This window comes from Jeongeupia sp. USM3 (assembly GCF_001808185.1).
Classification (GTDB): Bacteria; Pseudomonadota; Gammaproteobacteria; order Burkholderiales; family Chitinibacteraceae; genus Jeongeupia.
Genome location: NZ_CP017668.1, coordinates 683698 through 706413, shown reverse-complemented (window position 1 = coordinate 706413; position 22716 = coordinate 683698). Strand labels below are relative to the sequence as shown.

14 protein-coding genes, 2 tRNA genes and 3 rRNA genes are annotated in these 22716 nt (G+C 60.3%); 14 read left to right on the top strand and 5 right to left on the bottom strand.

What is annotated here, in order from left to right; translation table 11 throughout:
* Window positions 1-15: 15 nt before the first annotated feature.
* The 3 genes from rsgA to BJP62_RS03160 are packed head-to-tail and all read right to left on the bottom strand — an operon-like array spanning window position 16 to window position 2518.
* The gene (gene rsgA, locus BJP62_RS03170; protein ID WP_070526422.1) at window positions 16-894 is read right to left on the bottom strand and encodes a ribosome small subunit-dependent GTPase A; all 879 of its coding nucleotides are present in this window, start codon (window positions 892-894) and stop codon (window positions 16-18) included.
* Window positions 891-1223 (bottom strand): 4a-hydroxytetrahydrobiopterin dehydratase, encoded by a 333-nt coding sequence (locus BJP62_RS03165; protein ID WP_070526419.1) that lies wholly within the window; start codon window positions 1221-1223, stop codon window positions 891-893. The genes rsgA and BJP62_RS03165 overlap by 4 nt, the downstream gene beginning before the upstream one ends.
* Before the next feature lie 47 nt (window positions 1224-1270).
* Entirely contained in the window at window positions 1271-2518 is a 1248-nt protein-coding gene (locus BJP62_RS03160; protein ID WP_070526416.1) for a M48 family metallopeptidase, read from the bottom strand.
* Window positions 2519-2686: 168 nt separating this feature from the next.
* Between BJP62_RS03160 and BJP62_RS03155 the strand changes: the two genes are divergently transcribed.
* The 7 genes from BJP62_RS03155 to BJP62_RS17820 all read left to right on the top strand — a co-directional run bounded on the left by BJP62_RS03155 (window position 2687) and on the right by BJP62_RS17820 (window position 10653).
* On the top strand, window positions 2687-3664 hold the full coding sequence (locus BJP62_RS03155) for a hypothetical protein (protein ID WP_070526413.1): 978 nt from the start codon (window positions 2687-2689) through the stop codon (window positions 3662-3664).
* Window positions 3665-4186: 522 nt separating this feature from the next.
* Window positions 4187-5721, top strand: a 16S ribosomal RNA gene (locus BJP62_RS03150).
* Between the two features lie 61 nt (window positions 5722-5782).
* Window positions 5783-5859: transfer RNA gene (locus BJP62_RS03145), tRNA-Ile, on the top strand.
* A 35-nt stretch (window positions 5860-5894) separates the two neighbouring features.
* A tRNA-Ala gene (locus tag BJP62_RS03140) sits at window positions 5895-5967 on the top strand.
* Between the two features lie 267 nt (window positions 5968-6234).
* Window positions 6235-9126, top strand: a 23S ribosomal RNA gene (locus tag BJP62_RS03135).
* 125 nt (window positions 9127-9251) lie between these two features.
* Window positions 9252-9364 (top strand): 5S ribosomal RNA (gene rrf / locus BJP62_RS03130).
* Together the 16S, 23S and 5S rRNA genes with 2 tRNA genes alongside form the textbook arrangement of a ribosomal RNA operon.
* 126 nt (window positions 9365-9490) lie before the next feature.
* Window positions 9491-10653 (top strand): IS3 family transposase gene (locus BJP62_RS17820; RefSeq protein WP_145927081.1). Its coding sequence is split into 2 segments (ribosomal slippage): window positions 9491-9746 and window positions 9746-10653, totalling 1164 coding nucleotides; the frame shifts between segments, so codons are not numbered across the junction.
* A 116-nt stretch (window positions 10654-10769) separates the two neighbouring features.
* Here the strand turns inward: BJP62_RS17820 and BJP62_RS03115 are convergent.
* Together BJP62_RS03115 and BJP62_RS03110 are read right to left on the bottom strand one after the other, a co-directional pair.
* On the bottom strand, window positions 10770-11891 hold the full coding sequence (locus BJP62_RS03115) for a PilT/PilU family type 4a pilus ATPase (RefSeq protein WP_236943650.1): 1122 nt from the start codon (window positions 11889-11891) through the stop codon (window positions 10770-10772).
* A 51-nt stretch (window positions 11892-11942) separates the two neighbouring features.
* Complete coding sequence (locus BJP62_RS03110; RefSeq protein ID WP_070526406.1) at window positions 11943-13604, bottom strand: AMP-binding protein; 1662 nt, start codon at window positions 13602-13604, stop codon at window positions 11943-11945.
* A 187-nt stretch (window positions 13605-13791) separates the two neighbouring features.
* Between BJP62_RS03110 and rimP the strand changes: the two genes are divergently transcribed.
* The 7 genes from rimP to pnp all read left to right on the top strand — a co-directional run bounded on the left by rimP (window position 13792) and on the right by pnp (window position 22621).
* Window positions 13792-14226, top strand: a complete 435-nt coding sequence (rimP, locus tag BJP62_RS03105) for a ribosome maturation factor RimP (protein WP_070526403.1) — start codon at window positions 13792-13794, stop codon at window positions 14224-14226.
* 44 nt (window positions 14227-14270) lie between these two features.
* A complete protein-coding gene (gene nusA, locus BJP62_RS03100; protein WP_070526400.1) occupies window positions 14271-15743 on the top strand; it encodes a transcription termination factor NusA in 1473 nt (490 codons plus the stop codon).
* Between the two features lie 15 nt (window positions 15744-15758).
* Complete coding sequence (infB, locus tag BJP62_RS03095; RefSeq protein WP_070526397.1) at window positions 15759-18458, top strand: translation initiation factor IF-2; 2700 nt, start codon at window positions 15759-15761, stop codon at window positions 18456-18458.
* 134 nt (window positions 18459-18592) lie between these two features.
* A complete protein-coding gene (gene rbfA / locus BJP62_RS03090; protein ID WP_070526395.1) occupies window positions 18593-18973 on the top strand; it encodes a 30S ribosome-binding factor RbfA in 381 nt (126 codons plus the stop codon).
* Between the two features lies 1 nt (window position 18974).
* Complete coding sequence (gene truB / locus BJP62_RS03085; protein WP_070526392.1) at window positions 18975-19886, top strand: tRNA pseudouridine(55) synthase TruB; 912 nt, start codon at window positions 18975-18977, stop codon at window positions 19884-19886.
* A gap of 85 nt (window positions 19887-19971) precedes the next feature.
* Complete coding sequence (rpsO, locus tag BJP62_RS03080) at window positions 19972-20241, top strand: 30S ribosomal protein S15 (protein ID WP_070526389.1); 270 nt, start codon at window positions 19972-19974, stop codon at window positions 20239-20241.
* 235 nt (window positions 20242-20476) lie between these two features.
* Window positions 20477-22621, top strand: a complete 2145-nt coding sequence (gene pnp / locus BJP62_RS03075; RefSeq protein WP_070526388.1) for a polyribonucleotide nucleotidyltransferase — start codon at window positions 20477-20479, stop codon at window positions 22619-22621.
* Window positions 22622-22716: the final 95 nt, after the last annotated feature.

Below are 22716 nucleotides of genomic sequence, written 5' to 3'. Positions count from 1 at the left end.
AGCTGAGCGGTCGGGCTAGTACGTCTGCGCCGCCGCCAGTTCGTCCTGCAGCCGGTGCAGCAGTTGCAGCCGGCTGTCCGGAATCGCCCCGTCCCTGACCGCGCCGAGGATGGCGCAACCCGGCTCGTGCCGGTGCCGGCAGTTGTGGAAGCGGCACTGGCCGAGCCGCTCGCGGAACTCGGGCATCAGTCGCGGCAGGTCGTCGGCGGTCACGTGGGCGAGGCCGAACGACTGCAGTCCCGGCGAGTCGATCAGGTCGGCGCCGGGCCCGAGGTGGTACAGCGTCGCGTTGGTCGTCGTGTGCTTGCCCGAGTCGAGCGCGACCGAGATGTCGTTGACCCGCGCGCGCGCCTCGGGAATCAGCGCATTGGTGATCGTCGACTTGCCCATCCCCGACTGGCCGACCAGCACCGACACATGGTCCGCGAGCCAGGGCTGCAGCGGCGCGATGTCCTCGGTCGCGGCAAGTTCAATGACGTCGTAGCCGAGATCGCGATAATAGGCGAGCCGCGCGCGCGCGGCGCCGGCCTCGGGCAGGTCGCACTTGTTCAGCAGGATCAGCGGCCGGATGCCGGCGTCCTCGGCGGCAATCAGGCAGCGGCCGATCAGTTCGTCGAAGAAGCTCGGCACCGGCGCGACGACGACGACGATCTGGGTGACGTTGGCGGCGATCAGTTTTTCGCGCCAGGCATCCGACCGGTACAACAGCGTGTCGCGCTTGAGCGCCTTTTCGATCACCGCCTGCTCGTCGCTGGAAACCTTGATCGTGACCCGGTCGCCGCAGGCATAGTCGGTTTTCTTGCCGCGCGCGCTGGCAATGCGGGTGCTGCCGTCGGGGAGTTCGACGATGTAGGATCTGCCGTGGCTGGCGATGATCTGTGCGGTATCGGTCATTCGGTATCGCTATCAGGGAAGAGGGCATCGACGCGTGCGGCGCAGATGAAATCGTTGCGGGTCAGCCCGCCGGCCGAGTGCGTGCTCCAGATCACCCGGCAGCGGTTGTAGTCGACTTCGAGGTCGGGATGGTGGTCCTGGCTGTGGGCGATCCAGGCGATCGCGTTCACCAGCGCCATGGTCTCGTGGAAGTTGCCGAAGCGGAAGGTCTTTTCCAGTTGCGGGCCGATCACCTGCCAGTCGTCGAGCTGCGCGGCGGCAAGCTTGACCGTGTCGTCGACCGGCATGGCGGGCGCATCGGGGATGCAGCGTTCGGTTGCGAGGCTCATGGCGTGCTCCTGGTTACGGACACCAATCTTCTTTGTAGCCGTCCGCGTCATCCGAGTCGCTTCAACGCAGCGATCCGCAGGCTGGCCGGCGGGTGGCTGTCGTAGAACAGGCTGTGCAGCGGGTCCGGTGTCAGCGTCGCCGCATTGTCGCGGTAGAGCTTGACCAGCGCGTGGATCAGGTCGCCGCTCGACGCCTGTTCGGCGGCGTAGGCATCGGCCTCGTACTCGTGCTTTCTGGACAGCATCGAGCCGATCGGCCCGAACAGGAAGGTGAACACCGGCAGCACTAGGAAGAACAGCACCAGCGCGGCGGCAGTCGTCGGCTCGTACACGCCGAGCCCTTCGTAAAACCACGGCTGCGTTTTCAGCTGCCCCAGCAACCAGAGCATGCCGAGCATCAATATGAAGGTCCACGCCAGCCGTTTGACGATGTGGCGGCGCTTGAAGTGGCCAAGCTCGTGCGCAAGCACGGCCTCGATCTCGTCGCCGCTGAGCTGCTTGAGCAAGGTGTCGAAGAAAACGATGCGTTTCTTGGCGCCAAGACCGGTGAAATAGGCGTTGCCGTGGCTCGAGCGCTTGCTGCCGTCCATCATGAAGATGCCGCCGGCGCGGAAACCGCAGCGGTTCAGCAAGGCTTCGATCCGCGCACGCAGGCCCTCGTCCGGCAGCGGCTCGAACTTGTTGAACAGCGGCGCGATCCAGGTCGGGAACACCCACATCAGCAGCAGCGAGAAGCCGACCCACGTCGCCCACACCCACAGCCACCACGCGTCGCCCATCGCATCCATCAGCCACAGCACGACTGCCACCAGCGGCAGGCCGATTGCCGCGGCGATCAGCGAGGTCTTGACGAGGTCGGCGGCGAAGGTCGCCGGCGTCGTCTGGTTGAAGCCGAACGCCGTCTCGATCCGGAACGTCGAGATCCACGAGAACGGCAGTGTCAGCAGCGTGTTGGCCAGTGCGAGCAGGGCGATCGTCGCCACGCCGGCGGGAATGCCGGGGCCGAACCAGTCGGTCGTCAGCGCCGAGAGCCAGCCGATGCCGCCACCGAGCGTGAATGCGACGAGCAGGATCGCATCCCAGATCGCCGTCAGCATGCCGAATCGCGTTTTCGCCACCGTATAGTCGGCGGCGCGCTGATGCGACAGCAGGCTGATCTCGCTGGCGAACTCGTTCGGCACCGCGCCCCGGTGACGGCGGACGTGGTTGATGTGGCGCTGCGCCAGCCACATTTGCAGCAGCACGCTGGCGGTCAGCGCAAAAACGAACAGGGTGGTGAACGCGTGCGCGGTCATCTGCTTACTCCATCGGGGATGAACGATTATCGCATACCCGCACCCGGCCGATGCAGCAAGCGCGGGCGCAGCGGTGTTGCAGGCACTGCAGCGCAGGCGTGTCATCAGTTGTGACTGTAACGCGACTTGCAGACAATGGCGCATTGCCACCGTCAGCCGTCTGCCTTCATGCGTATCCTGCTTGCCTCCTTGTCGTTGACGATGTGCGCGCCGCTGTCCGCCGGCCTGCTTGCTGCGGCGCTGCTGCCGCAGGCGCAGGCGAACGACCGCGAGTTGTCCCTCATCGGCGGCAATATCCAGCGGCGCGCCAACGGCGTGCTGGCGTTGATGGGCTATTCGGTCGTGCCGGACATCACGACGAGCTCGCTGTCGATCAGCAGTACAACGACCGGCGATACGGGGCTGATGATGTCCCAGCTCGGCGGCGGCGCCACCCTGAGCAAATCGGTGCCGGTCTACCTCGAAGGGGCGCTGTCATACAGTCGTTATGATCCGACCTTCCTGGCCTCCGACGGCAAGGTCGAGCGGGAGCTGCCGCTGCGCTGGAACAGCCTCGCCGTCAGCGGCGGCATCGGCTGGGATTTCCCGATTGCCGAAAACCTCGTGCTGCGGCCGATCTTCAACATCGCCATCGGCGAGGTCGCCAGCGACGTGACCGGCGCCAAGTGGTTCGTCGAATACAAGCTCGACCGCGACTTCAACTTCCTCGACAACGGCTCGCTCAGCGCCTACGGCCTCGGCGGCTCGATCATGCTCGACTACGAGGACATGAAGCCGGAGCGCGACATCGACGTCGAACTGCGCTACAGCAATATCCCGCTCAAGAGCTTCGGCGGCAGTGCCGATGCGGTGCAGGGACACGCCAGCGCCGAAAGCGTCAGCCTGTGGGCGCGCTATCGCGCACCGATCGACGACTGGACGCTGCTCGACCGCCCGTTCCGCTACGTGCTCGAGTTTGCCCAGACCCAGTTCATGGGCGATCTGCGCGGCGCGCTCGGCTTCAATTACCTGACCTCGCTCGGCCTCGGGGTCGAGCTCGACTCGAGCAAGTACGACATCATCGTCACGCGCACCCGGTTGGTGACGCGCTATGTGTTCGGCAACAACGTCTCCGGCGTGTCGGTCGGGCTGGCGGTCAGTTTCTAAAGGTATCTACTAAAGGTATCTAAGAGTAGATGCCCGGCCGTTACGCGATTGCGCCGTTGGCGCGCAGGGCTCACCCAATGCTGCCGCCCGCGACAATGCGGTTGCAAGGCGGAAAATCTGACGGATTTCATGCATTTGGCATGGGTTTGTCAGCTTTGCCGCTGGGCAGGGCGGGTTGATGCGAATGCGTCGGATTTTGGTCTGCTGAAATTTCGCTGTCCGATCAGGGGTTTATCGGTTGTGCTGCGAAATTGTTGCGGCGGGGTGTTGACGGAAGACGGGGAAGTGCTTAAAGTTGCGTTCTCTGCTGATGACGCAGCGAAAGAAACGAAGCGAAACCCGCCGAGTTTACCGAGCGAAGCGTCCTGAAGCAAGCGATCTTTAACAAATTACAGCCGATGAGTGTGAGTGCTTGATGAGTGCATCAAGTGCTTGCACTTAAATGATAGAAAGCAGTCTGGCCGCTTCGGTGGTCGGGCGAGTTTTTTTGAGTTAACGCAAGTGCGCAACTATTCAGTGATTAAACGAAAGAGTTTGATCCTGGCTCAGATTGAACGCTGGCGGCATGCTTTACACATGCAAGTCGAACGGGGTTGAGGAGCTTGCTCTTCAATCTAGTGGCGAACGGGTGAGTAATACATCGGAACGTGCCCAGTAATGGGGGATAACCTGCCGAAAGGCAAGCTAATACCGCATACGCCCTGAGGGGGAAAGTGGGGGATCGCAAGACCTCACGTTATTGGAGCGGCCGATGGCTGATTAGCTAGTTGGTGAGGTAAAGGCTCACCAAGGCGACGATCAGTAGCGGGTCTGAGAGGACGACCCGCCACACTGGGACTGAGACACGGCCCAGACTCCTACGGGAGGCAGCAGTGGGGAATCTTGGACAATGGGCGAAAGCCTGATCCAGCAATGCCGCGTGGGTGAAGAAGGCCTTCGGGTTGTAAAGCCCTTTTGTCAGGGAGGAAATTCTGGCCCCTAATACGGGTCGGGGATGACAGTACCTGAAGAATAAGGACCGGCTAACTACGTGCCAGCAGCCGCGGTAATACGTAGGGTCCAAGCGTTAATCGGAATTACTGGGCGTAAAGCGTCCGCAGGTGGCTTGTTAAGAGCGATGTGAAAGCCCCGGGCTCAACCTGGGAACTGCATTGCTGACTGGCTCGCTAGAGTACGGCAGAGGGGGGTGGAATTCCGCGTGTAGCAGTGAAATGCGTAGAGATGCGGAGGAACACCGATGGCGAAGGCAACCCCCTGGGCTGATACTGACACTCATGGACGAAAGCGTGGGGAGCAAACAGGATTAGATACCCTGGTAGTCCACGCCCTAAACGATGTCTACTAGTTGTTGGGCTTTTCGGAGCTTAGTAACGCAGCTAACGCGGGAAGTAGACCGCCTGGGGAGTACGGCCGCAAGGTTAAAACTCAAAGGAATTGACGGGGGCCCGCACAAGCGGTGGATGATGTGGATTAATTCGATGCAACGCGAAAAACCTTACCTGGTCTTGACATGTCTGGAATCCCGAAGAGATTTGGGAGTGCCGTAAGGAGCCAGAACACAGGTGCTGCATGGCTGTCGTCAGCTCGTGTCGTGAGATGTTGGGTTAAGTCCCGCAACGAGCGCAACCCTTGCCATTAGTTGCTACCATTCAGTTGAGCACTTTAATGGGACTGCCGGTGACAAACCGGAGGAAGGTGGGGATGACGTCAAGTCCTCATGGCCCTTATGACCAGGGCTTCACACGTCATACAATGGTTGGTCACAGAGGGTCGCGAAGCCGCGAGGTGGAGCCAATCCCATAAAACCAATCGTAGTCCGGATCGCAGTCTGCAACTCGACTGCGTGAAGTCGGAATCGCTAGTAATCGCGGATCAGCATGTCGCGGTGAATACGTTCCCGGGCCTTGTACACACCGCCCGTCACACCATGGGAGTGGGTTTTACCAGAAGTAGCTAGGCTAACCTTCGGGAGGCCGGTTACCACGGTAGGATTCATGACTGGGGTGAAGTCGTAACAAGGTAGCCGTAGGGGAACCTGCGGCTGGATCACCTCCTTTAAAGATAATGCCTCATTAAGCATTCACACTCATCGGCTGTAGGTTAGAGATACGGAGAACTGGGTCAGTAGCTCAGTCGGTTAGAGCACCGTCTTGATAAGGCGGGGGTCGCTGGTTCGATTCCAGCTTGACCCACCATTTGCTTTGCGGATGGACAAACAGTTTGATCCGATGGGGGCATAGCTCAGTTGGGAGAGCATCTGCTTTGCAAGCAGAGGGTCGTCGGTTCGATCCCGTCTGCCTCCACACCTTGCGGTGAGCCATCACCGTGTTGGTTTAGATCCGGAAGGACTCAGAATCAAGTGCATTCAATCGAGAGATTGCGTGGATTTCATTCTGACTGCTTCAGTTGGACGAGATTTATTCTCTGTATCGCTCTTTAACAAGATAGAAGAAGCAAGACTCAAATTTATTCAGTAATGAATGGGTTTGATTGCATCGAGTTTTGAATTCGAGAGAATTCGAAGTCGCAAACACAGCTTGTAGCCGCAAACCACGTGTTTGAGGTTATAGGATCAAGCGACTAAGTGCATCTGGTGGATGCCTTGGCGATCACAGGCGATGAAGGACGCGGCAGCCTGCGAAAAGCTGCGGGGAGCTGGCAAACAAGCTTTGATCCGCAGATATCCGAATGGGGAAACCCGGCCCTTTTGGGTCATCCATGACTGAATACATAGGTCATGTGAGGCGAACCCGGCGAACTGAAACATCTAAGTAGCCGGAGGAAAAGAAATCAACCGAGATTCCCAAAGTAGTGGCGAGCGAAATGGGAAGAGCCTGTACGTGATAGCGGTAGTCTTAGTAAAACGGCATGGAAAGGCCGGCGATAGTGGGTGATAGCCCCGTATACGAAAAGACCATCGTGGTACTAAGCGTACGACAAGTAAGGCGGGACACGAGAAATCCTGTCCGAAGATGGGGGGACCATCCTCCAAGGCTAAATACTCGTGATCGACCGATAGTGAACCAGTACCGTGAGGGAAAGGCGAAAAGAACCCCGGGAGGGGAGTGAAATAGAACCTGAAACCGGATGCATACAAACAGTGGGAGCCCCCTCGTGGGGTGACTGCGTACCTTTTGTATAATGGGTCAGCGACTTACGTTCAGTAGCGAGCTTAACCGAATAGGGGAGGCGTAGGGAAACCGAGTCCGAATAGGGCGATCAGTTGCTGGGCGTAGACCCGAAACCAGGTGATCTATCCATGGCCAGGATGAAGGTGCGGTAACACGCACTGGAGGTCCGAACCCACTAATGTTGCAAAATTAGGGGATGAGCTGTGGATAGGGGTGAAAGGCTAAACAAACCTGGAAATAGCTGGTTCTCCCCGAAAACTATTTAGGTAGTGCCTCAAGTATCACTAACGGGGGTAAAGCACTGTTATGGCTAGGGGGTCATCGCGACTTACCAAACCATGGCAAACTCTGAATACCGTTAAGTGCGAGCTTGGGAGACAGACATCGGGTGCTAACGTCCGGTGTCAAGAGGGAAACAACCCAGACCGCCGTCTAAGGTCCCAAATGATCAATTAAGTGGAAAACGAGGTGGGAAGGCATAGACAGCCAGGATGTTGGCTTAGAAGCAGCCATCATTTAAAGAAAGCGTAATAGCTCACTGGTCGAGTCGTCCTGCGCGGAAGATGTAACGGGGCTCAAATTGATAACCGAAGACGCGGATATGTACTCTGTACATATGGTAGGGGAGCGTTCCGTAAGCCTGTGAAGGTGACTTGTAAAGGTTGCTGGAGGTATCGGAAGTGCGAATGCTGACATGAGTAGCGTTAAAACGGGTGAAAAGCCCGTTCGCCGAAAGCCCAAGGTTTCCTACGCAACGTTAATCGGCGTAGGGTGAGTCGGCCCCTAAGGCGAGGCTGAAAAGCGTAGTCGATGGGAAACAGGTTAATATTCCTGTACCGATTCTGAGTGCGATGTGGGGACGGAGAAAGGTAGGTCAGCCATCTGTTGGAATAGGTGGTTTAAGCGTGTAGGTGGGGGATTTAGGCAAATCCGGATCCCTGTTAACACTGAGGCGTGACGACGAGGGCCCATTGGGCCTGAAGTGATTGATCCTATGCTTCCAGGAAAAGCCACTAAGCTTCAGCTCAGAATTGACCGTACCGCAAACCGACACTGGTGGGCAGGATGAGAATTCTAAGGCGCTTGAGAGAACTCAGGAGAAGGAACTCGGCAAATTGACACCGTAACTTCGGGAGAAGGTGTGCCTCTGTAGGGTGAAGCGACTTGCTCGTGGAGCTCGAAGAGGTTGCAGTGAAAAGGTGGCTGCGACTGTTTATCAAAAACACAGCACTCTGCTAACACGAAAGTGGACGTATAGGGTGTGACGCCTGCCCGGTGCCGGAAGGTTAATTGATGGGGTGCAAGCTCTTGATCGAAGCCCCGGTAAACGGCGGCCGTAACTATAACGGTCCTAAGGTAGCGAAATTCCTTGTCGGGTAAGTTCCGACCCGCACGAATGGCGTAACGATGGCCACACTGTCTCCTCCTGAGACTCAGCGAAGTTGAAGTGTTTGTGAAGATGCAATCTCCCCGCTGCTAGACGGAAAGACCCCGTGAACCTTTACTGTAGCTTTGCATTGGACTTTGAAGTGGTTTGTGTAGGATAGGTGGGAGGCTTTGAAGCAGAGACGCTAGTTTCTGTGGAGCCGTCCTTGAAATACCACCCTGACCCCTTTGAGGTTCTAACCTTGGTCCGTCATCCGGATCGGGGACCGTGCATGGTAGGCAGTTTGACTGGGGCGGTCTCCTCCCAAAGTGTAACGGAGGAGCTCGAAGGTTACCTAGGTACGGTCGGACATCGTACTGATAGTGTAATGGCACAAGGTAGCTTGACTGCGAGACTGACACGTCGAGCAGGTGCGAAAGCAGGACATAGTGATCCGGTGGTTCTGTATGGAAGGGCCATCGCTCAACGGATAAAAGGTACTCCGGGGATAACAGGCTGATTCCGCCCAAGAGTTCACATCGACGGCGGAGTTTGGCACCTCGATGTCGGCTCATCACATCCTGGGGCTGTAGCCGGTCCCAAGGGTATGGCTGTTCGCCATTTAAAGTGGTACGTGAGCTGGGTTCAAAACGTCGTGAGACAGTTTGGTCCCTATCTGCAGTGGGCGTTGGAAATTTGAGGGGGGCTGCTCCTAGTACGAGAGGACCGGAGTGGACGCATCTCTGGTGTACCGGTTATCACGCCAGTGGTATCGCCGGGTAGCTAAATGCGGAAGAGATAAGCGCTGAAAGCATCTAAGCGCGAAACTTGCCTCAAGATGAGATTTCCCTGGGAACTTGATTCCCCTGAAGGGTCGTGGAAGACCACCACGTTGATAGGTCGGGTGTGGAAGCGCAGTAATGCGTTAAGCTAACCGATACTAATTGCCCGTGCGGCTTGATCCTATAACCTGAACCGCGTGGTTCGGGTGTGTTGCGACAAGCTCGACACAATCAAACCGAGCCTTTGCTTCTTCTATCGAATTCAGAGATATGACTAGTAGTAAACAGTCGTAACTCAACCAGTTACGTCTGGCGACCATAGCGAGTTGGTCCCACGCCTTCCCATCCCGAACAGGACCGTGAAACGACTCAGCGCCGATGATAGTGCGGGTTCCCGTGTGAAAGTAGGTCATCGCCAGACTCCCCATAGAAAACCCCCCATCAGCAAAGCTGGTGGGGGGTTTTGCTTTAGGGGGCTGAAATGTAGTGGTCTACTAAACCCGGACACCCATTTAAGGCGAGAATGCTCGCCATGAAGAGGTGCCTGATGACCAAACAACGCCGTTCGTTTTCCCCCGACTTCAAGCGCAAGGCCGCGGCTCTGGTGCTCGACCAAGGGTACAGCCACGTCGAGGCCTGCCGCTCGGTCGGCGTCGCCGAATCGGTGCTGCGTCGCTGGGTTCAGCAGCTGCAACAGGAACGTCAGGGCATCACGCCTCAGAGCAAGGCCATGACGACGGAGCAGCAGCACATCCAGGCGCTGGAGGCACGTATCGATCGCCTTGAGCGCGAGAAGGCCATTTTAAAAAAGGCTACCGCGCTCTTGATGTCGGAAGGGATCGAACGTACGCGCTGATCGAGCAGATCGGCCGGGATGAACCGCTAGCCTTGCTCTGTACGCTGTTCGAGCTGCCGAGATCCTGCCTGTATGCTTATCGAGCACGCTGCCAACGCGTAGATACCGAACGCCACGCGCAACGTCGCCGGGTGCATGAACTGTTTGTCGAGAGCCGCAGTTCAGCGGGCAGCCGCAGCATCATGGGCATGCTGCGCGAGCAAGGCATGACGCTGGGACGGTTCAAGATCAGCCGCTTGATGGCGGAGCTGGGACTGATCTGCAAGCAACCGGGTGCGCATGCCTACAAGCGGGCCACGGTGGAGCGGATCGACATTCCGAACCGCCTGGACCGGCGTTTCGTGGTGGACGGGCCGAATCAGGTCTGGTGCGGCGATATTACTTATGTCTGGGTGCAAGGTGGCTGGCATTACCTAGCGGCGGTGCTGGACCTGTTTACGCGCCGTGTGGTCGGTTGGGCGTTCTCATCTCGGCCGGACGCAGAGTTGGTGGTGCAAGCGCTCGAGATGGCCTACGAACAACGTGGCCGGCCGCAAGGTCTGCTGTTTCACTCCGACCAGGGTGGCCAGTACGCCAGTCGCAAGTTCCGCCAGCGGCTGTGGCGCTACCGGATTGGGCAGAGCATGAGCCGACGCGGAAACTGTTGGGATAACGCGCCGATGGAGCGGCTGTTCCGCAGCTTGAAGACGGAGTGGGTGCCACATGTGGGTTACATGACGGCGCAGGAAGCGCGCCGGGACATCAGTCATTACCTGATGCATCGGTACAACTGGCTGCGGCCGCATCAGTTCAATGACGGACTGGCGCCGGCCGTGGCGGAAGAAAAGCTTAACGCAGTGTCCGGAATGAGTTGACCACTACAAAAACGGCAACACGGGCTCGTGTTACGGCGGAGCCGGTGACGTTGGGCGGTGAGGCTGGGTCTTGCCAGCTTCCCGGCGGTTCGAGGAGGGGCTCGAGGACGAGGGGCTTAGTGAAGCTCGATGTCGAAGTCGACCCTGGCCTGAGGCGCGAGCGGGGCGGCTTGCGTCTCGTGCTTGCTTGCTTCACGCTCCTGCACGCTCTGGCTGTTATTGACCATCCAGGACAGGTTGGTAGCTGAGTCGGCGTTGCGCAATGCTTCGTCAAGTTCGATCTTGCCGTTGCGGTACAGCGTGTACAGCGATTGCTCGAAGGTTTGCGAGCCTTCGGTGAGCGTCTGCTCCATCGCTGCCTTGATATCGGTGAGCTGGCCGTTGCGGATCAGCTCGGCGATGCGGTTGGTGTTGCGCATGACCTCGACTGCCGGCGTCAGCTGCCCCGCTGTGCTGCGCACCAGCCGTTGGGATACGACTGCAGTCAGCGCGGTCGAGAGGTCGTACAGCAGGGCTTCGCGTGCTTCCTGCGGGAAGAAGTTCACGATCCGCGAGAGCGAGTGGTAGCTGTTATTGGCGTGCAGCGTCGAGATGCACAGATGCCCGGCCTGGGCATACTGCAGCGCATAGTTCATGGTTTCGCGGTCGCGGATTTCGCCGATCATCAGCACATCGGGCGCTTCGCGCATGGCGTTCTTCAGGGCTTCGGCATAACTGTGTGTGTCGACGCCGATTTCGCGCTGATTGACGAGGCTCTTGCGGTGCGAGTACAGGTGCTCGATCGGTTCTTCGATCGTGAGGATGTGGCCGGGGTGGTGTTCGCTGCGATGCTCGAGCATTGCCGACACGGTTGATGACTTGCCCGAACCGGTGGCGCCGACGATGAGAATGATGCCGCGCTTTTCCATGATCAGCTCGCGCAGTACCGGCGGAACACCGAGCTCGTCGATGGTCTGCGCTTTGGGCCGAATGAAACGGGCAACCATGGCGGCTGCCCCGCGCGTGCGAAAGACGTTGATGCGGAAATTGCCCAGCTCGGGCAGCGTGAGCCGGAAATTGAGCTCCCAGTCCCGCTCGAAGCGTTCGATCTGCTCGGCACTCAATAGCTGGTAGATCAGCTGGCGCGTATGGTCCGCGCCCAGGACTTGGGCATTGGCCGGGTGGCACTGACCGTTGATCTTGATGACGATGGGCGAGTCTGCCGACAGAAACAGGTCGGAGGCTTGTCGTTCGGCCATCAGTTTGAAAAACGGCAACAAATTCATTCGGGCACCCGGCCGGCTGTTGGTTTATTGGGGTTTCAGCTCTCTCCGCAGGATTTTACCGACATTTGACTTCGGCAGTTGGTCTCGAAACTCAACTGCGCGCGGAACCTTGTAATTCGTGAGATTGGCGCGACAGTGGTTGATTACGTCCTGTTCGTTCAGGGCGGAATCCTTCTTGACCACGAAGACCTTGACCGCTTCACCGGACTTGTCGTCGGGGATGCCGATGCACGCGACCTCCAGTACGCCCGGGTGATCGGCGACGACGTCCTCGATTTCGTTCGGGTACACGTTGAAGCCCGAGACGAGGATCATGTCCTTCTTGCGGTCGACCAGCTTGAAGTAGCCGGTCGGAGACATCACCGCGACGTCGCCGGTTGCGAGGAAGCCGTCGTTGCCGAGGACCTTGGCGGTTTCCTCGGGCCGTTGCCAGTAACCGCGCATGACCTGGGGGCCCTTGATGAACAGTTCGCCGGCCTGGCCGGTGGCGAGCACATTGCCGTCGTCGTCGCGGATCTGCGCGTCGGTCGACGGCACCGGCAGGCCGATCATGCCGTTGTACTCCTTCAGCGTCATCGGGTTGATCATTGCCGCCGGCGAAGTCTCGGTCAGGCCGTAGGCCTCGACCAGCGGTACACCGGTGATCTTCTTCCACTTGTCCGCCACTGCATGCTGGACGGCCATGCCGCCGCCCAGCGCGAGCTTCCAGGTGCGGAAGTTGAGCTTGGGAAAATCGGGGTTGTTGGCGAGCGCGTTGAACAGCGTATTGACGCCGGTCATGCAGGTGACCGGATACTTGGCCAGCTCCTTGACGAAGCCCGGAATGTCACGCGGGTTGGTGATCAGCAGGTTGGTCGCGCCGACCTTGGTAAAGACCATGCAGTTCGCCGTCAGGCAGAAGATATGGTACAGCGGCAGCGCGGTGACGATCAGCTCCTTGCCTTCGTCGACGGTATCGCGGATCCAGGCGTGCGCCTGCTGCATGTTGGCGACGATGTTGCCATGTGTCAGCATCGCGCCCTTGGCAACGCCGGTGGTGCCGCCGGTGTATTGCAGGAAGGCCAGGTCGTCGTGACCGAGCGCGACCGGTTGCAGTCGTTGCGCGCTGCCGCGGCGAAGCGCGGCGTTGAAGCCGAGGTGGCCGGGCAGCGAATAACCAGGGACCATCTTCTTGACGTGCCGAACAACACTATTGACGAGCAGGCGCTTGGGGAAGCCGAGCAGATCGCCGACCTCGGTGACGATCACCTGCTTGACCGGCGTGTCGGCGATGATGGTTTCGAGGGTGTGGGCAAAATTGGCGAGAATGACAATGGCATCGGTGCCGGCGTCCTTGAGCTGGTGCTGAAGTTCGCGTGGTGTGTACAGCGGGTTGACGTTCACGACCGTCATGCCGGCCTTGAGAATGCCGAAAATCGCGATCGGATACTGCAGCAGGTTCGGCATCATCACCGCGACGCGGGCGCCGCGGGCCAGTCGCAAATCCTGTTGCAAAAATGCGGCAAAATCGTTCGAAAGCCGGTCAAGCTCGGCGTAGCTAATCGCTTTCCCCATATTGATGAACGCGTCGCGCTCGGGGTAGCGTGCGACGGTCTTGGCGATCACGTCCGGGATCGAGTCGAACTCTCGAGCGTCGATCTCGTGGGGGACATTAGCCGAGTAACTGGCAAACCAGGGCCGCTCCATATACCTCTCCTTGTGGTTCTGTGCACACTCTAGGGTTGTAAGCCTGCTTAGAACAAGCCGTATGTGAGCGTAGTTTCGCCAAGTAATTGTTTCTGTTAGAATGAGGGTTGTCCCCAAGATACGGGGATGGTGCTTGGGAATGGGCGCATTTTTGCAGCCCATTTTTTGTTTTTCAGCGAAGGAATCTATGGCAGCGAACGTGCAAAGCGTGCTGGATGCGACGCTACCGGGTCTGGGCTACGAGCTCGTCGACCTGGAGTTGGCGCACAACGGGCTGGTGCGGGTCTTTATCGACAAGCCGGGGGGCATCACGGTCGACGATTGCGTCACCGTCAGCAACCACCTGACCCGTCTCCTCATGGTCGAAGAAATCGCCTATGAACGGCTGGAGGTTTCGTCACCGGGGCTGGATAGGCCGCTGACCAAGCCCGAAGACTTCACACGCTTTGCCGGTGAAAAGGTGCGGCTCAAGCTGCGCCTTCCGCTGCCGGACAAACGCAAGAAACTGCTCGGCACGCTCATCGGCCTCGAGGACGGTGCAGTGGTGGTCGATGTCGATGGCGAGCGCCTGACGCTGCCAATGACGCAAATTGACAAAGTGCGGCTCGAGCCGCAGTTCTGATCTCAAGGTCTACAGGCGGGCTTCTTGCCGAAGGAATCGAAACGATGAGCCGAGAAATTCTGCTGCTGGTGGATGCACTGGCGCGCGAAAAAAATGTAGAAAAAGATGTCGTGTTTACCGCGCTGGAAATGGCGCTGGCATCGGCGACGAAGAAAACCTACGAGGACGAGGTCGATATCCGTGTCGACATCGATCGCGATACCGGTGACTACCGTTCGTTCCGCGTCTGGACCGTGGTCGAGGACAACGATCACGAAGAGCCGTCGTGCCAGATCGCCATCACCGATGCGCCCGAATACGATCCGGAGCTGCAACTGGGCGAAACCTGGGAAGTCGAACTCGAACCGATCGAATTCGGCCGCATCGGCGCACAGGCGGCCAAGCAGGTCATCCTGCAGAAGATCCGTGATGCCGAGCGCGAGCAGAACCTCAACGATTTCCTGGCCCGCCGCGAGCACATCGTCTCGGGCAGCATCAAGCGGCTCGAGCGCGGCAACGCGATTCTCGAGCTTGGCAAGCTCGAGGCGATCCTGCCGCGCGACCAGATGATCCCGAAGGAAAACCTCCGGGTCGGCGATCGCGTGCGCGCCTTCCTGTTGCGCGTCGACCGCCTCGGTCGCGGCCCGATGCTGGTGCTGAGCCGGACCGCGCCGGAATTCATGGCCAAGCTGTTCGAGATGGAAGTGCCGGAAGTCGAAAACGGCCTGATCGAACTCAAGGGCGTGGCGCGGGATCCGGGCATGCGTGCCAAGATCGCGGTCAAGTCGAACGACCCGCGCGTCGATCCGCAGGGGACGTGTATCGGCGTGCGTGGCACCCGCGTCAACGCGGTGACCAACGAGATCGCCGGTGAGCGCGTCGACATCATCCTGTGGTCGGACGACCCGGCGCAGTTCGTGATCGGTGCGCTGAGCCCGGCCGACGTCAATTCGATCGTCGTTGACGAAGACAATCATGCAATGGATGTCGTCGTCGACGAAGACAACCTCGCCATGGCCATCGGCCGTGGTGGCCAGAACGTCAAGCTCGCTTCCGAGCTGACGGGCTGGAAGATCAACATCATGACCGTGAATCAGGCCGAGGAAAAGAACGAGGTCGAGTTCACCAAGGTGCGCGAACTGTTCATGCAGGCGCTCGACATCGACGAAGACGTTGCCGATGCGCTGGTGCAGGAAGGGTTCAACACGCTGGAAGAAGTGGCTTATGTGCCGCTGAACGAAATGCTCGAAATCGAGGTGTTCGATGAGGACACCGTCAATGAGCTGCGCTCGCGTGCCCGCGACGCACTGCTCACTCAGGCCATTGCCCGCGAAGAAAAGCTCGAGCATCAGTCGGAAGACCTGAAAAACCTGGAAGGCATGACCGCTGAACTCGCTGCCGCGCTCGCCGAGAACGATATCCATACCCGCGACGACCTCGCGGAGCTGGCCGTCGACGAGCTCATGGAAATGACCGGCATCGGCGAGAACGAGGCCAAGCAGTTGATCATGAAAGCCCGCGAGCACTGGTTCGCATAAGGCGGGGAGAAATGCATGAGTGAATTGAAAGTCAGTGAGTTCGCGGCAGAATTGAGAATGCCGTCGCAAGAGTTGCTCGAGCAGCTCAGCGCGGCCGGTGTCAGCAAATCCGGCGAGTCCGACGCGGTGACCGCCGAGGACAAGGCGCGTCTTCTCGATCATCTGAAAAAGAAGCACGGTGGCGTCGACAAGCCCAAGATCGTCGTGACCCGCAAGCAAACGTCCGAGATCCGCAAAACCGATTCGACCGGCAAGGCCAAGACCATCCAGGTCGAGGTGCGCAAGAAGCGCGTGGTTGAAGCGCCGGTTGCGCCGGTTGTGGCGCCGCGTGTTGATGCGGTCGCCAATCCCGCTGCGCCTGTGATCGGTGATGCCGAGCGTGCGGCCCGCGAAGCCGAGGCACAGCGCCAGTCCGCGCTGCGTGAGCGCCAGGCGGCAGAGATGCGCGCCAAGCACGGAGGTGAAGCGCCGAAGGAAGAGGTGCGCGAAGCGCCGGCAGCAGAAGCGCCGGTGGCTGTTGCCGCCCCGGCGCCGGTCGTTGAAGTGGCGGCCGTCGCTGCGCCTGCACCCGCTGCACCCGCTCCGGTTGCCGCACCGGCTCCGGTTGCGCCTGCCGCACGCCCGGCCGCCGCGCCGGCGCCGGCCGCTGCTGCGCCGCGTGGCGATCGTCCGCGCGTCGGCATGCGCGTCGAGCTGCGCAAGCCCAAGGACACCCCGCTGCGCGCGCCGGAACCGGTCAAGCCGGAGCCGGCCAAGGTTGTGCCGGCCGTCGCCAAGCCCGCGTCGCCGGCCGCCAAGAAGGACGAGAAGCGCAAGTGGGACGACGGCAAGGCCAAGAAGGGGATCAAGACCCGTGGCGGCGACGCCGGTGGCGGCTGGAAGTCCGGCAAGAAGGGTGGCCGTCGCAACCAGCAGCAGGACAGCGACAACGCGCATGCCTTCCAGGCGCCGACCGAGCCGGTCGTGCACACCGTTGACGTTCCTGAAACCATCAGCGTCGCCGATCTGGCGCACAAGATGGCCGTCAAGGGGGTCGAGGTCGTCAAGGCGCTGATGAAGATGGGCATGATGGTGACCATCAACCAGGTGCTCGACCAGGAAACGGCGATGATCGTCGTCGAGGAAATGGGCCACATTCCGCGTGCGGCCAAGCTCGATGATCCGGATACCTATCTGGAAGAGTCCGACAAGAGCGAGCACGAGCAACTGCCGCGTGCGCCGGTCGTGACCGTCATGGGTCACGTCGACCACGGCAAGACGTCCTTGCTCGACTACATCCGTCGCGCCAAGGTGGCGGCTGGCGAAGCCGGCGGCATTACCCAGCACATCGGGGCGTACCACGTCGAAACCGGCAAGGGCATCGTTACCTTCCTCGATACCCCGGGTCACGAGGCGTTCACCGCCATGCGTGCCCGCGGTGCTTCGGCGACCGACATCGTCGTGCTGGTGGTGGCGGCGGATGACGGTGTGATGCCGCAAACGATCGAGGCGGTTCACCACGCCAAGGCGGCCGGCGTGCCGATCGTGGTTGCGGTCAACAAGATCGACAAGCAGGGTGCCAACCCGGAGCGTATCCGTCAGGAGCTGGTGGCGCAGGAAGTCGTGCCGGAAGACTGGGGTGGCGATACCCAGTTCGTCGAAGTGTCGGCCAAACAGGGCACGAACATCGACGCACTGCTCGACGCCATCCTGCTGCAGGCCGAAGTGCTGGAGCTGAAGGCACCGGTCGATGCGCCGGCAAAGGGCATCATCATCGAAGCGCGCCTCGACAAGGGGCGTGGTGCGGTGGCGTCGATGCTGGTCCAGTCCGGCACCCTGAAGAAGGGTGACGTTGTGCTGGCCGGTGGCGTCTATGGCCGCGTTCGCGCGATGCTGGACGAGACCGGCAAGCAGATCACCGAGGCGGGCCCGTCGATTCCGGTCGAGATTCTCGGCCTGTCCGAAGTGCCGGCGGCCGGTGAAGATGCGATGGTGCTCGCCGACGAGAAGAAGGCACGCGAAATCGCGCTGTTCCGTCAGGGCAAGTTCCGTGACGTCAAGTTTGCCCGTCAGCAGGCTTCGAAGCTCGAGAACATGTTCGCGCAGATGGCCGAAGGCGAAGTGCAGAACCTGCCGATCATCATCAAGACCGACGTGCAGGGTTCGGCCGAAGCGCTGGCCGGTTCGCTGCTGAAGCTGTCGACCGATGAAGTCCGCGTGCAGATCCTGCACTCGGGCGTTGGCGGCATCTCGGAATCGGACATCAACCTCGCGCTGGCTTCGAAGGCCGTGGTGGTGGGCTTCAACGTCCGTGCCGATGCGGCTGCCCGCAAGCTGGCCGAGTCGGAAGGCGTCGACCTGCGTTACTACAACATCATTTACGACGTGGTCGATGATGTGAAGGCAGCGCTGTCGGGCATGCTGGCACCGGAGAAGAAAGAGCAGATCATCGGTCTGGTCGAGATCCGTCAGGTGTTCGTCATCTCCAAGGTTGGCTCGATCGCCGGTTGCTACGTGCTCGACGGTATCGTCAAGCGTGGCGCGGGCGTCCGTCTGCTGCGCAACAACGTGGTCGTGCACCAGGGCGAACTCGATACCCTCAAGCGCTTCAAGGACGATGTCAAGGAAGTGCGCGCCGGTTACGAGTGCGGTCTGCAGCTCAAGAACTACAACGACATCCAGGAAGGCGATCAGCTCGAAATCTTCGAAATCATCGAGATTGCGCGCACGCTGTAATGTCGTGAGGTGCGAGGGAAGGGAAGATGCAGGTCGCTTCCCTTGCATCGGCAGGCGCGGGTTCATTCCTGCGCCTTTTGTCTTTTATGCGCCGTGCGGCCTTGGGCGGCACGGCATTGATGGCAGAAACAACCATGGCCAGAAATTTCACCCGCTCCGACCGGATCGCGCAGCAGTTGCAGCGTGACGTCGCCGAGCTGATCCGTGCCGAGCTCGACCATCCGAAGGCGTCGCTGATCACGATCACCGACGTCGAGGTCTCCCGCGACAACTCGCACGCCAAGATTTTCTACACCTTCCTCGGCACGTCCGAAGATGCACAAGCCATTGCCGCCAAGCTCGAGCAAGCCAAGGGTTTCCTGCGCAGCGAGCTGGCGCGCGGCTTCAAGTTGTTCAAGATGCCCGAGCTGCACTTTCATTACGATCATTCGATCGAGCGCGGCTTCAAGCTCGATACGCTGATTTCGCAGGCAGCCAGCCTGCCGAAGGCGCCGGACGACGAGGGCGAAGCCTGAGATGGCGAAGCGCAAGATCGACGGCGTGCTGCTGCTCGACAAACCGTTCGGGATCACCAGCAACGCAGCGCTGCTGAAGTGCCGCTGGTTGCTGTCGGCCGAGAAGGGCGGGCACACCGGCGTGCTCGATCCGTTCGCAACCGGGCTTTTGCCCTTGTGTTTCGGCGAAGCGACCAAATTCGCGCAGCGGATGCTCGATGCCGACAAGGGCTACCGGGCGACGATCCGGCTCGGCCAGGTGTCGACGACGCTCGACGGCGAAGGCGAGATCAGCGACAGCGGCGAGGCGCCGACCGATCCGGCGCTGATCGGGCGTGTGCTGGCGGCTTTCGTCGGCGAGATCGACCAGGTGCCGCCGATGCACTCGGCGCTCAAGCATCAGGGCAAGGCGCTGTACGAGTACGCGCGCCAGGGGGTCGAGATCGAGCGCCAGGCGCGCCGGATCACGATCTATTCGATCGACGTGGTGTCGTTTGCTGGTGCCGAGCTGGTCATCGACGTTTCGTGCTCGAAGGGAACATACATCCGCACGCTGGCCGACGACATCGGACGGATGCTGGGTTGCGGCGCCTACCTGACGGGCCTGCGCCGGACCAAAACCGCCGGGTTTTCGCTCGAACAGTCCGTGTCGCTCGATGTCTATATCGCGATGTCGCTCGACGAACGCGAGGCCTGTCTGCTGCCGGCCGATACGCTGGTGCAGGACATGCCGCTGCTGACGCTTGACGACGAGGAAGTCGCCCGCTGCCGCAACGGCATGAGCATCCAGCGCTCGTCGGGCTGGTCGGCCGAGGGGTTGTTCCGGCTTTACGCTGCGGCCGAAAGCGGCGATAATGCGCGATTCATCGGTTTGGGCGAAGTGGCATGCGATGGTGTGCTGCGGCCCAAACGTCTGCTGGCCACTGGCCAGTGAAAGGAGCGCGGCTGGGTGAAAACTCGGCCGGGCTTGTCGGGAGCGGGGCAGCTGCCCTGGCCCAATCACCACCTGGAGTACTGAAATGGCAGTTACCGTAGGCCAAAAGGCTGACATCGTTAAGCAATACCAACGCGCCGAAGGCGATACCGGTTCCCCGGAAGTGCAAGTCGCGCTGCTGACCGCACGCATCAACGACCTGACCCCGCACTTCAAAGAAAACAAGAAGGACCACCACTCGCGTCGCGGCCTGCTGAAGATGGTTTCGCGCCGTCGTCGCCTGCTGGACTACCTCAAGCGTACCAACGCCGACGGTTACCGCGAGCTGATCGCTCAACTGGGTCTGCGCAAGTAAGGCAGCCTCACTCAAAAGTCGCAGTCATCGCACTGCGACTTTTTTGTTTCTAGGATGTCGAAATGATCTTGTTCCGCCCAAAGACGGCTTCGGCGGCGGGGCAAGAGGTCGTGAAAGCCGGCCAACTGGAATGTGCCGAAGCCGGCGACAACCGCCGGGCTCTTGCCCTGGCGAGCGGCGTTGTCGCAGCGGGATGATTGCCCGTGCCGCAGGCAAACAACTGCAAGGAAAATCCGTGTTCAACAAAATTACCAAGTCGTTCCAGTACGGCAAGCATACCGTGACGCTGGAAACGGGCGAAGTCGCCCGTCAGGCCTCCGGCGCCGTCGTCGTGTCGATGGACGACACCGTCGTCCTCGTGACCGTGGTCGCCGCCAAGGGCGTGAAGCCTGGCCAGGATTTCTTCCCGCTCACGGTTGACTACCAGGAGCGGACCTACGCCGCCGGCAAGATTCCGGGTGGCTTCTTCAAGCGCGAAGGTCGTCCTTCCGAAAAGGAAATCCTCACCAGCCGCCTGATCGACCGTCCGATCCGCCCGCTGTTCCCGGAAGGCTTCTTCAACGAAATCCAGATCATCGCGACCGTGCTGTCGCTGGATCCGCAGATCGACTCGGACATTCCGGCGATGATCGGTGCGTCGGCCGCGCTGGCGATCTCCGGCCTGCCGTTCCAGGGCCCGATCGGCGCCGCGCGCGTCGGTTATGCCGATGGCCAGTACCTGCTCAACCCGAGCAAGGACGAGCTGAAGACCTCGCAGCTGGACCTCGTCGTTGCCGGTACCGAACAGGCCGTGCTGATGGTCGAATCCGAAGCCCGCGAGCTGTCGGAAGAAGTGATGCTCGGCGCCGTGGTCTTCGGTCACGACGAACTGCAGAAAGCGATCAGCGCAATCAACGCGCTGGCCGACGAAGTCAATCCGGAGCTGTTCGACTGGAACGAGCCGGTCAGGAACGAAGCGCTTGAAGCGCAGGTTGCCGAAATTGCCGGCGAAGACCTGAAGCTGGCGTTCCGCGTTGCACAAAAGCAGGCGCGCAGCTCCAAGATCGGCGAAGCGTGGGACAAGGTCAAGGCGGCCCTGATCACCGAGGCGACCGACACGCTGGTTGCCAACCAGATTCGCGGCATCTTCCACGACATGGAAGCCAAGATCGTCCGTAACCAGATTCTTGACGGTTACCCGCGGATCGACGGTCGCGACACCCGCACCGTGCGCCCGATTACCGTGCGCAACGGCGTGCTGCCGCGCACCCATGGCTCGTCGCTGTTCACCCGTGGCGAAACCCAGGGTCTGGTCGTCGCCACGCTGGGGACCAAGCTCGACGAGCAGAAGATTGACGCGCTGGCCGGCGAGTACACCGACCGCTTCATGCTGCACTACAACTTCCCGCCGTACTCGACCGGTGAGACCGGCCGTGTCGGTACGCCGAAGCGCCGCGAAATCGGCCATGGCCGTCTGGCCAAGCGCGCGCTGATCGCCGTGCTGCCGTCGCCGGAAGATTTTGCCTACACGATGCGTGTGGTGTCGGAAATCACCGAATCGAACGGTTCGAGCTCGATGGCATCGGTCTGCGGTGGCTGCCTGGCGCTGATGGATGCCGGCGTGCCGCTGAAGAGCCACGTTGCCGGTATCGCGATGGGTCTGATCAAGGAAGGCAACCGCTTTGCCGTCCTCTCCGACATCCTCGGCGACGAAGACCACCTTGGCGATATGGATTTCAAGGTTGCCGGTACCGAAAACGGCGTGACCGCGCTGCAGATGGATATCAAGATCAACGGCATCACCAAGGAAATCATGAAGGTGGCGCTGGATCAGGCCCAGGCTGGCCGTATCCACATCCTCGGCATCATGAAGGCAGAAGTGGCCGGCGCGAACACCGAGGTGTCGCAACACGCTCCGCGCCTCTACACCATGAAGATCAATCCGGAAAAAATCCGCGACGTGATCGGCAAGGGTGGTTCGGTGATCCGTGCGCTGACCGAGGAAACCGGTACGCAGATCGATATCGCCGAAGACGGCACGATCACGATCGCCTCGGTGTCGTCGGCCGGTGCCGATGAAGCCAAGCGCCGGATCGGCGAGATCACCGCCGAAGTCGAGATCGGCAAGATCTATGAAGGTCCGGTCGTGAAGATCCTCGACAACAACGTCGGTGCGATCGTCTCGATCATGCCGGGCCGCGACGGCCTGGTGCACATCAGCCAGATCGCCAACGAGCGCATCAAGAACGTGTCCGACTACCTCAAGGAAGGTCAGGTCGTTCGCGTGAAGGCGCTGGAGCAGGACGAGAAGGGTCGTGTTCGCCTGTCGATCAAGGCCGTGCTGAACGACGAAGCGGCTGTCGCTGCTCCGGCGGCTGCGCCGGTCGAAGGCGAGCAGTAAGCGCAAGGGAGCTGCGGCTCCCGCTGCGACGATGCAACAAGGGCGCCGATGGCGCCCTTGTTTTTTTGATGGTATTGCGAAAAACACAAAGGGCG

Bases quoted from the DNA above. Each gene is read 5' to 3' on its own strand.
- nusA (WP_070526400.1), top strand. From the start codon at position 14,271: ATGAGCCGAGAAATTCTGCTGCTGGTGGATGCACTGGCGCGCGAAAAA.
- BJP62_RS03110 (WP_070526406.1), bottom strand. From the start codon at position 13,604: ATGGAGCGGCCCTGGTTTGCCAGTTACTCGGCTAATGTCCCCCACGAG.
- rsgA (WP_070526422.1), bottom strand. From the start codon at position 894: ATGACCGATACCGCACAGATCATCGCCAGCCACGGCAGATCCTACATC.
- rimP (WP_070526403.1), top strand. From the start codon at position 13,792: ATGGCAGCGAACGTGCAAAGCGTGCTGGATGCGACGCTACCGGGTCTG.
- infB (WP_070526397.1), top strand. From the start codon at position 15,759: ATGAGTGAATTGAAAGTCAGTGAGTTCGCGGCAGAATTGAGAATGCCG.
- truB (WP_070526392.1), top strand. From the start codon at position 18,975: ATGGCGAAGCGCAAGATCGACGGCGTGCTGCTGCTCGACAAACCGTTC.
- BJP62_RS03155 (WP_070526413.1), top strand. From the start codon at position 2,687: ATGCGTATCCTGCTTGCCTCCTTGTCGTTGACGATGTGCGCGCCGCTG.
- rbfA (WP_070526395.1), top strand. From the start codon at position 18,593: ATGGCCAGAAATTTCACCCGCTCCGACCGGATCGCGCAGCAGTTGCAG.
- BJP62_RS03165 (WP_070526419.1), bottom strand. From the start codon at position 1,223: ATGAGCCTCGCAACCGAACGCTGCATCCCCGATGCGCCCGCCATGCCG.
- rpsO (WP_070526389.1), top strand. From the start codon at position 19,972: ATGGCAGTTACCGTAGGCCAAAAGGCTGACATCGTTAAGCAATACCAA.
- BJP62_RS03115 (WP_236943650.1), bottom strand. From the start codon at position 11,891: ATGGCCGAACGACAAGCCTCCGACCTGTTTCTGTCGGCAGACTCGCCC.
- BJP62_RS03160 (WP_070526416.1), bottom strand. From the start codon at position 2,518: ATGACCGCGCACGCGTTCACCACCCTGTTCGTTTTTGCGCTGACCGCC.